General features: G+C 76.8%; 4 protein-coding genes and 2 pseudogenes. 2 read left to right on the top strand and 4 right to left on the bottom strand.

The annotated features are described in order from the left end of the window. Positions 1-109: 109 nt before the first annotated feature. On the bottom strand, positions 110-1,357 hold the full coding sequence (locus BJP40_RS05390) for an MFS transporter (protein ID WP_256220640.1): 1,248 nt from the start codon (positions 1,355-1,357) through the stop codon (positions 110-112). 379 nt (positions 1,358-1,736) lie between these two features. On the opposite strand from BJP40_RS05390, the pseudogene BJP40_RS35275 reads away from it, so the two are divergent. Then, positions 1,737-1,853, top strand: a pseudogene (locus BJP40_RS35275) (2-hydroxycyclohexanecarboxyl-CoA dehydrogenase); the annotation flags it as partial. A gap of 76 nt (positions 1,854-1,929) precedes the next feature. Beyond that, on the top strand, positions 1,930-2,484 hold the full coding sequence (locus BJP40_RS05385) for an SDR family oxidoreductase (protein ID WP_256220639.1): 555 nt from the start codon (positions 1,930-1,932) through the stop codon (positions 2,482-2,484). 4 nt (positions 2,485-2,488) lie between these two features. On the opposite strand, the pseudogene BJP40_RS05380 reads toward BJP40_RS05385, so the two are convergent. From BJP40_RS05380 to BJP40_RS05370, 3 genes and pseudogenes are all read right to left on the bottom strand, one after another. Further along, a pseudogene (locus BJP40_RS05380) lies at positions 2,489-2,769 on the bottom strand (DNA topoisomerase IB); the annotation flags it as partial. Positions 2,770-2,927: 158 nt separating this feature from the next. After that, on the bottom strand, positions 2,928-3,269 hold the full coding sequence (locus tag BJP40_RS05375) for a DUF3140 domain-containing protein (RefSeq protein ID WP_071279038.1): 342 nt from the start codon (positions 3,267-3,269) through the stop codon (positions 2,928-2,930). A 384-nt stretch (positions 3,270-3,653) separates the two neighbouring features. Next, entirely contained in the window at positions 3,654-6,095 is a 2,442-nt protein-coding gene (locus BJP40_RS05370; RefSeq protein WP_071279042.1) for a SpoIIE family protein phosphatase, read from the bottom strand. Between the last annotated feature and the right edge of the window lie 294 nt (positions 6,096-6,389).

The raw sequence follows: 6,389 nt of genomic DNA, 5'->3' as shown, positions 1-6,389 counted from the left end.
GCGACCCGCTGCGGTCGCAAGCCCCCGCACCGCCCGCCCGGCACCGGGCGGGCACACCCGGGCGGTGGGGGGTCCGCACGGCCGCCCGCAGGCGCGGGCGGCCGTGCGGTCACGCCGCCGTGCCGAGCGACGGCACCGGCTGCGGGTCCGGGCGGAGCGCCACCGCGCGTACGGTCCTGCCGCGCAGCACATGGCCGGCGAGGACCACCGCGGCGATGGCCAGGCCGCCCGCCACGAGGGCGCCGCGTGCGCCGGCCAGTTCCATGAGGAGCCCCAGCGCGGGCGGCCCGGCGAGGCTCCACACCGTGCGGATGCTGCCCCACACGCCGAGGACCCGGCCGCGCAGGTGCGCCGGCGGGTCGGTCTGGAGCACCGTCGTGCCCGCCGTGTCGGAGACCGACTCCGCGACCGCCATCGGCAGGACGAGCACCAGGAGGACCGCCAGGGACGGCGACAGCCCGGCCGCCGCCTGGAGGAGGCCGCCCGCCGCCGCGAGGACGCCCACGAGGCGCACGGACGGCTTGCGCAGCCGTGCGCCCAGGACGGCGCCCACGATGCCGCCCGCGGCCAGCACGGTCGACACCGTGCCGAACGCGCCGGCGCCGCCCGCGAGCGGACCGGTGACGAGCACGGCGAGGGTGAGCCCGTAGTTGCGGCCGAAGACGGCGCTGATCCCGGTGATCACGGCGAGGCCGACGAGGCGGGGGCGCCGGGCGAAGAAGCGGAGGCCCTCGCGGACCGTCAGGTCGGCGGCGGGCGCGGCAGCCGGCTCGGCCCCGCCGGACGGCGGCCGGGTGCGGGACACCGCGCCGGCGACGGGCCGCAGGAACGGGATGACCGCCGCGACGAACAGGAACGACACGCCGTTCGCGGCGTACGCGGCCGCCGTGCCGAGGAAGCCGACCGCGACGCCCGCGAGCGCTGCGCCGACGAGGCGGCCCGCGTTGTGGACGAGGGAGCCGACACCGATGGCCGACGGCACGTCCTCCGGTCGGACGAGGTCGTTGCCGAGCAGCGCGCACGCCGGCCCGTCGACGGTGGCGATGAGACCGGTGACCGCGGCCAGCGCCATCAGCACGCCGACGCCGAGCTGGTCGGACGCCACGAGGAACGCCGTGGTGAAGGCGACCGCGCCGAGGAGCGCCTGGCTGACGGCGGCGGTCAGCTTGCGCGGGAAGCGGTCGACGGCGGCGCCGCCCACCAGACTCATCAGCAGGCCGGGCGCGGCCTGCACGGACAGCGAGAGGCCGGTCGCGGCGGCGGAGCCGGTGATCTGCAGGACCAGCAGGTTCTGCACGGTCAGCTGCATCCACGTGCCGGCGTTGGAGACGAAGTTGGCGAAGGACCACCAGCGCATGCCGCGGTACCTCAGCGAACGCCACGGGGAACGGTCGGGGGCAGGGGTGTCTGTCACGGCGAGGTGCTCGCTGGAGGGCTCGGAAGGGGCCCGGCGGGCCTGCGGCACCGGCTGCTCTGCCCGGCCGCCCCACCGGACTCGGTCGGCGCCGCGCACGGGTGGTGCCGCGGCGGCGCCCATGGTGGCAGAGCGGGCCGCGTCCCCGACGTGGCCCACGTCTCCCCGGGGCGCGGGCGCGGCCCGCCGGGGACGCAACGGCCGTGCCCCGCAGGGGATCCCGGGCTCCCGGTGTGCTTGCTCACAGTGACCGCTCGGGGTGCCCGACGGTGTCGCCCGGGTGACAGTGGAGCCCTACGGCACCTAAGGAAGGCGGCACGGCATGGGCGGCAGGGACTACGTCGATCTGCGGGGCAGGCAGGCTCTGGTGACCGGGGGCGCGCGGGGGCTCGGCGCGGCGATCACCCGGCGGCTGGCCGGGGCAGGCGCCGCGGTGCTGGTCGCGGACGTGCGCAAGGAACCGGCGCGGGAGCTGTGCGACGAGCTGAACGGGGGGGGGCGGCGACACGCGGTTCGTGGAGCTGGACGTGCGGGACGCCGACGCGGTCGCGGGCGTGTTCCGGGAACTGGAGCAGGGCGGCGGCGCGGTCGACGTGCTCGTCAACAACGCGGCCGTCGACGTGTCCAAGCCGATCGAGCACCTGACGGCCGACGAGGTGACGCGGGTGGTGGCGACGAACCTGCTGGGGCCGATGTACCTCTGCCTGGAGGCGTACCGGCGGATGGTGGCCCGCGGCGGCGGCCACATCGTGAACATCCTGTCCACGGCGGCGAACCGCACGTGGACGGAGGCGGGCCCCTACGCGGCGGGGAAGTCCGGGCTGCGGGCCTTCACGCACACGCTGTTCAAGGAGGCGCAGCGGGACTGCCCGGGGATCGGTGTCACGGGGATCGTCGCGGGCGGCATGGAGACGCCGTTCATCATGGACCGCTTCCCGGACGCGGACACGTCGCTGCTGCAGAGCCCGGATGTCGTGGCGGACGCGGTGCTGTACGCCCTGTCGGTGCCGGAGGGCAGCGTGGCGGGCGAGCTGGTGGTGGTGCCGCGCCGGGAGCCGTCCTGGCCGTGACCCGTCAGGCGGCGTCCGGACGGTCGGCCCGCGGCATGCGGAGCACCGCCCGTTCGGCGGGGCCGACAGTGGCGGGCAGGCCGTACGGTGCGGCGGCCCCGAGGTGCGGCAGGGCGGCGGCGACCGTGACGCCTTCCACGTACAGTTCGATCACCCGGGGGTTGATGTACGAGGTGCGGCACACGGCCGGGGTGTTGCCGAGGTAGTCGGCGACCTCGCGCACGGCGCGGCGTCGGGCGGTTTCTCGTCGGTGGCGGCCGACTGGGAGACGGCGAGGCCGACGGATCCTGGCGACCTCGGCAGGGTCGCGCAGGGGCCGTCCGGCCGGGTCCAGACAGCGGAAGCCGCGTCCGTGGCGGACGCGGGTGTGGCCGGGGTCGGTGGGGCGGACGTGGGTGAGGCGCACGGGCTGCCTCTTCGCGGTGGCTGGGGCGCCCGCCGGGTCAGACGGGCTTGAGCGGGTCGTGGCCGATGTTCATCAGACCGTGCCGCCAGTCGGTGCCGCCGGCTTGCGGTTCCATGTCGGCCGGGCGCTGGCTGCGCACGGTGTCGACGACGCGGCGCATGACGGCGACGTCGTCGTCGCCGAGGTCGGTGCGCCGCTTGCCGAGGATCTCCAGGACGCGCCGTCCGATCGCGGGTCCGGCCTGGTCGGGGAGCGTTTCGGTCCGCTCTCCCGCGGCTGCGGTGCTGAGCCATTCCTGGAGTTCGCGCGAGGTCATGTTGACGACGGTGTGGAACTCGTCCCACAGCTCCGGTGTGATCTGTGCGGACGCCTCTGCCATGACTGCCTCCCGGCGTGTGAGCGGCGTGCGGGTGTGGTCACCCGGCGGGTTGCCGGGGTGGCGGACGGCAAACCCGGCCGCCGGAACGCGGCGGGGACGGCCGGGCGCGAGGGCGCATGCCCCGCGCTCAGCGCCCCCGCCGACCGGGCCGGGCTTCCGGTCGATCCGCGGGTACAGGCCCCGCGCCCGGACCGGGGGTGAGCCCGCACCCGCACGTCCCGGCCCGCCGGCACACGCCGCATGCCGTGGACCGGCGCCCCCCGCCGACGCCAGGGTCGCGGCTGCCCGGTACCCCCTCAGAGGCGCACCCCGCCCGTCCCGCCACGGCGGGCGCCCCGCACTCGGCCCGCCCGGTGGCCGTTCCGGACCGCCCTCGGCCGGCTCTCAGGCACCGAAACCGCCGTCGGAGGATCGGCGCTCCTCCGTGCGGCCGGTACGGGCGGCGAGGAGCAGCGCCACGTCGTCGGGCCGGTCGTGGGCGCGCAGGGCCTCTTCGACGACCCGGTCGGCGAGTCCGGGCAGAGTCGTGTCGGCGGGCGCGCCGGCGAGGACGCCGCGCAGCCGCTCCACACCGAGGTCGATGTCGGTGCCCGGCTGCTCCACGAGGCCGTCGGTGAACAGGGCCAGGACGCCCCCAGGCGGCAGGCGCAGTTCCGTGACCGGGTAGGCGGCCTCGGCGTCGACGCCGAGCACGACGCCGCCGGGCAGGTCGACGACCTCGGTCCCGCCGTCTGGATGGCGCAGCAGGGGAGGCAGGTGGCCGGCGCGGACGGCCTGGACGGCGCCGGTCCGGGGATCGAGCACGCAGTAGCAGCAGCTGGCGAACTGGCCTGGGTCGAGGTCGATGAGCAGCCGGTTGGTGCCGCTCATGACTTCCTGCGGGTCGTGTCCGGCGAGGGCGAAGGCCCGCACGGCGCTGCGGACCTGCCCCATCGTGGCCGCGGCGGAGACGCCGTGCCCCTGGACGTCGCCGATGACGAGGGCGACACCGCGGGAGGTTTCGACGACGTCGTACCAGTCGCCGCCGACCTCCATGCCCTGGGTGCCGGGCAGGTACCGTCCGACGGTGTCGACGTGGCGCAGCCGCGGCAGGCGGTGGGGCAGCAGGGCGTTCTGCAGGCCGCGGGCCAGGGCCGCCTCGGTGTCGAAGGCGCGGGCCCGCTGGAGCGCCTGGGCGATGAGGCCGGCGAGGGCCGTGAGGACGGTGCGCTCCTCGGGGCTGAATCCGCGCGGCCGGTCGAAGCCGAGGATGCAGGAGCCGACGGGCCGACCGGAGGCGATGAGGGGCAGGAAGGCGCGGGCGCCGACGTGCGCGTCGAGGGGGATGCCCGGGTAGGCGGCGGCGAGGCGCTGCATGGACTCGAAGAAGATCGGCCGGCCGGAGGTGAGGCACTCGACGCCGGGCAGCCGCGCGTCCAGCCCGACGCCGTCGAAGCGGTCGAGGAACCCCTGCGGGAATCCGGTCTCCCAGGCGAGGTGCAGGTGGCGCTCGCTCAGCAGGTAGATGGCGAGCTGGCGGCCGCCGAAGGCGGGCAGCAGCTCCTCGGTGACGACTTCGGAGACCTGCCGGGCGGTGACGGCCTCGGTGAGGGCGATCGCCAGGGCGACGGGACGGTAGAGCACGGCGGCGCGGTCGGCGGGTGAGCCGAGTCCGCCGCCGGGCGCGGCCACGGACGCGGGCGCGTAGGTCGGTTCCTCGGCGGCGCTGAGGGTGACGGTCAGGCCGTCGTGGTCGGGGTGGAGGGAGACGGAGAGCCAGGACGCGGAGTCCCGGTGGGCGAGGAAGTGCACCGGGTCCGAGGCGATGAGCGCCGCCCGGAACTGGTCCTCGTACGCGGGTCGGCCGGTCCAGGGCAGGACGTCCCACAGGATCCGGCCGACGAGGGCGGGCCTGGCCACACCGAGGAGGGTCTCGGCGCTGCGGCTGGCGTAGGTGATGCGGCCGACGCGGTCCAGGGAGAGCACGCCGGTGGCGAGGCGGTCGGCGGCGGCCGCGACGATGGGGCCGGTGCCGGGGTCGACGAGGAGTCCGGTGAGGCGGGCGGGGTCGCCGCCCGGGCGGCGGGCCAGTTCGAGGAGGTGCGGCCGTCCGTCGCGGCCGCCCAGCCACATGCGGCGCGCGGCGGGCCGGTCGGGGTCGGTGCGCTCGGTGATGCGGTGGGCCAGCGCCCACAGGCCGTACACGTCCTCCGCGGCGAGCAGCTCCTCCAGGTCGCCGATGGTCGTGGGCGGGTCGTCCGGCGGGCTGCCGAGGATGCGGGACGCCTCGGCGTCGGCCGTGACGGCGCCGGTGTCCGTCTGCCAGGTGAGCCGTCCCACGCGGACGGGCGGGGTGGCCCCGGCGGGGAGCTGGACGGGGGCGGGGGCCCGTTCCCAGGAGACGGGGGTGCCCGTGCGCTCCAGTTCGGCGAGGGCGGCGCCGAGGCGGTCCGCGGTGGTGCGCAGCCGCTGCCGGTCGGCGGGGTCGACCGGGCGGCCGGGGGTGGCGGTGCGCAGGACGACGAGGACGCCGTAGCGGTCCGTGCCGTGGGAGACGGGGACGTACAGCGAACCGAACGGGAACGGCAGGCCCGCCATGAGCTGCGGGAAGCGGCGCATGGCCTCCTCGGCGTCGGCGAGGTGGACGGGTTCGCCGGAGCGGAACGCCTCCGCGACGGGGAAGGGCCGGTTCACGTGCATGCGCCACCAGGGGCGGAAGAGGCGCACGGGAAGGCCGGCGAGGACGGCGAGGCGCAGGAGGCCCTTCGTGCGGGACCGCAGGTAGACGCCGCCCGCGTAGCCGCCGACGGCGTCGACGGCGTCGACGACGGCGGGCGCGAGGGCCATGGCGAGGGCGTCGGTGACAAGACCGTCTTCCGTCCCGCTCCCCGCGACGAGCTCCTGGTGGTGGGGCGGGACGTGCCCGGGAGCGGCGCCGAACCACGTCACACAGCAAGGATGCGCCCAGGTCGCGGGGCGGGGCCACCCGGCGGCGCGGCCCTCCCCCGGGCCCCGGGCGTCGCCGTCCGCCGCGGCGGACGGGCCGGCGGGGTGTCGGCGGTCGGTGGAGCGCCGCCGCGGCGGGCAGCGGCGGGCGGGCCGTCGTGGGCGGTGGCGCGTGCGGGTCGCCCGCCCGGCTGC

The organism is Streptomyces sp. CC53 (genome assembly GCF_001865245.1).
In the GTDB taxonomy this organism is placed as follows: Bacteria; Actinomycetota; Actinomycetes; order Streptomycetales; family Streptomycetaceae; genus Streptomyces.
This window is presented reverse-complemented; position numbering and strand designations above follow the sequence as displayed.

Bases quoted from the DNA above. Each gene is read 5' to 3' on its own strand.
- BJP40_RS05390 (WP_256220640.1), bottom strand. From the start codon at position 1,357: ATGCGCTGGTGGTCCTTCGCCAACTTCGTCTCCAACGCCGGCACGTGG.
- BJP40_RS05375 (WP_071279038.1), bottom strand. From the start codon at position 3,269: ATGGCAGAGGCGTCCGCACAGATCACACCGGAGCTGTGGGACGAGTTC.
- BJP40_RS05370 (WP_071279042.1), bottom strand. From the start codon at position 6,095: ATGGCCCTCGCGCCCGCCGTCGTCGACGCCGTCGACGCCGTCGGCGGC.